This window comes from Streptomyces sp. ACA25, from assembly GCF_028200735.1.
In the GTDB taxonomy this organism is placed as follows: Bacteria; Actinomycetota; Actinomycetes; order Streptomycetales; family Streptomycetaceae; genus Streptomyces.
Genome location: NZ_JAQKPV010000046.1, coordinates 1 through 2,654 on the forward strand (window position 1 = coordinate 1; position 2,654 = coordinate 2,654).

The following is a 2,654-nucleotide window of genomic DNA, read 5'->3' on the forward strand; positions in this document are numbered from 1 at the left end:
CGAGACCGAAAGCCTGCTGCGTGCCGTCGGCCGAGCCCACACTCGTGGTACGACCGTCGACTGGGCCACGGTGATCGGCGAGGGCAGACGGGTCGACCTGCCCACCTATCCCTTCCAGCGCACGCGGTACTGGCAGGCGTCGGGCGGCCGGGAACATGGCGAGGACGCTGAGTTCTGGACCGCCGTCGAAGCCGGCGATGCCGAGACATTTGCCGAGGTGCTTCAGCTGACCCCGGGCCAGGCGGACACTCTGCTGCCCCCGCTGAGCACGTGGCGCCAGGACCGCCGTGAGCGCACCGAGCTCGACTCCTGGCGCTACCGCGTTGCGTGGGAGCCCGCACCCGCGGTCGCCGAGAGCGCCGCGCTCACCGGTACGTGGGCCGTCGTGGCCGGTACGCCGGCGCCCGACGTGGTGTCGGCGCTGACCGCCGCGGGAGCGGAAGTTGTCGAGATCGACCCGGGAGCGGCAGTGCCGGCGGACGCGGCCGGTGTCCTCGCGTTGCTCGATGCTCCTGGCCTCCTCCGCTTGATCGCCGGCCGCACGGAGAGCGACATCCCTCTCTGGGCTGTCACACGGGGCGCGGTCGCTGTGGGGCGTGCCGAGCGGGTCACCGCACCTGAGCTCGCCGAGGTGTGGGGTCTGGGCAGGGTGGCCGCTCTGGAGATCCCACGCGCTTGGGGTGGGCTCGTCGACCTGCCCGAGACGCTCGACGACCGCACCGGGGCCCGGCTCGCCCGGGTGCTCACCGGGACCGAGGACCAGACGGCCGTCCGCCCGAACGGTGTCTTCTGCCGCAGGCTGCGCCGTGCGCCGTTGCCCAGGACACCCGTGCGCACATGGTCGCCCACCGGCCCCGTGCTGATCACCGGTGGTACCGGTGCGCTCGGTGCGGAGGTCGCCAGGTGGCTCATCGGCCGAGGAGCCACTGACCTCGTGCTCGTGGGCAGACGCGGCAGCGGTGCGCCCGGCGCGGACGAGCTGGCGGCGAGTCTGACCGAACGAGGGGCCCGGGTCACAGTCGTCGCCTGCGACGTCGCCGACCGTGACGCCCTCGCCGAGTTGCTGGCCGAGCACCCTGTCACGGCCGTCTTCCACGCCGCGGGCGTTGACACGGCCACTCCGCTGACCGGTGGGGACCCGGCAGCCTACGCCGAGGTCGTCAGGGCCAAGGCTGTCGGGGCACGTAACCTGCACGATCTGCTGGCTGACTCCGACAGGGTCGACACCTTCGTGATGTTCTCCTCGGTGGCCGGTGTGTGGGGAAGCGGCGGTCAGTCGGCTTACGCTGCAGCGAACGCCTACCTTGATGCGCTGACCGGCCACCGCCGCGCGCTCAGCCTGCCTGCCCTGTCGATCGCCTGGGGCCCGTGGGCCGAAGCCGGTATGGCCGCGGGCGCGGCAGCGGACTCTCTGCGCCGCCGAGGGCTGCGGGCCCTGGCCACCGATCGGGCGCTCGTCGCGCTCGGTCAGGCGCTGGATCACAACGACGACGCCTTGGTGGTCGCCGACGTCGACTGGGCCCGGTTCGTCCCACCCTTCACCGCGGTGCGTCCCAGCGCTCTCTTCTCCGACCTGCCCGAGGCGAGGGACGCACTGCTGGCGCCGGACCTCCCCAGCGACGGATCCTCCCCGTGGGCGGCGCGTCTCGCAGCACTTGGTGCGGCCGACCGTGAACGTGAGGTGACGCATCTGGTTCGGGGGCAGGCAGCCGCCGCGCTCGGTCACGCCGACCCGACCGCCGTCGACGCGCGCAGACCGTTCAAGGAACTGGGCTTCGACTCGCTGGCGGCGATCGACCTGCGCGATCGGATCGGCAAAGCCACTGGGCTCACCGTCTCCGCGACAGCCGCATTCGACCACCCGACGGTCACCGCGCTCGCCGCGCACCTCCTTGACCGCTTGCCCGGCCACACGTCCGGAGCGCAAACGGCCACCACGGTGCCGGGGCGCATGAAGGACGAGCCGATCGCGATTGTCGGTATGGCCTGCCGTTACCCCGGTGGGGTGACCTCGGCGGAGGAGTTGTGGGAGCTGGTGTCCTCCGGGGCCGACGGCATCAGTGCCTTCCCCGCCGACCGGGGCTGGGACCTGGACTCCGACGTCGATTACGCCCGGGCGGGTGGTTTCGTCATGGACGCGACCCGCTTCGATGCGGGTCTCTTCGGCATCTCGCCGCGTGAGGCGCTGGCGATGGATCCGCAGCAGCGGCTGGTTCTCGAGACGTCCTGGGAGACCCTGGAACGCGGTGGAATCGACCCGACCTCACTGCGTGACAGCCGCACGGGAGTCTTCGTCGGCGCGTCGAACTCGGGTTACGGCAGTGGGGTGACGCTGCCCGCCGAACTGGAGGGCCACCTGCTGACCGGCACCGCGAACAGCGTGCTGTCCGGCCGGATCGCCTACACCCTGGGCCTGGAGGGCCCGGCGGTCACCGTCGATACAGCGTGCTCATCTTCCCTGGTCGCCCTGCACTGGGCGACCAGGGCCCTCCGGGACGGTGAGTGCGACCTTGCGCTCGCCGGCGGGGTCACGGTCATTCCCTCCCCCGCTGTCTTCGCCGAGTTCACCAAACAGGGAGGGCTGGCCCCGGACGGCCGTTGCAGGTCGTTCGCCGCGGCGGCGGACGGCACCGGCTGGTCCGAGGGCGTCGGCA

Annotated in this window: 1 protein-coding gene; it reads left to right on the forward strand. The window is 71.9% G+C overall.

Going from position 1 to position 2,654, the window contains the following annotated elements; translation table 11 throughout:
* On the forward strand, positions 1-2,654 hold a 2,654-nt coding region (locus tag PJ985_RS23050; RefSeq protein WP_271685828.1), incomplete at both ends, for an SDR family NAD(P)-dependent oxidoreductase.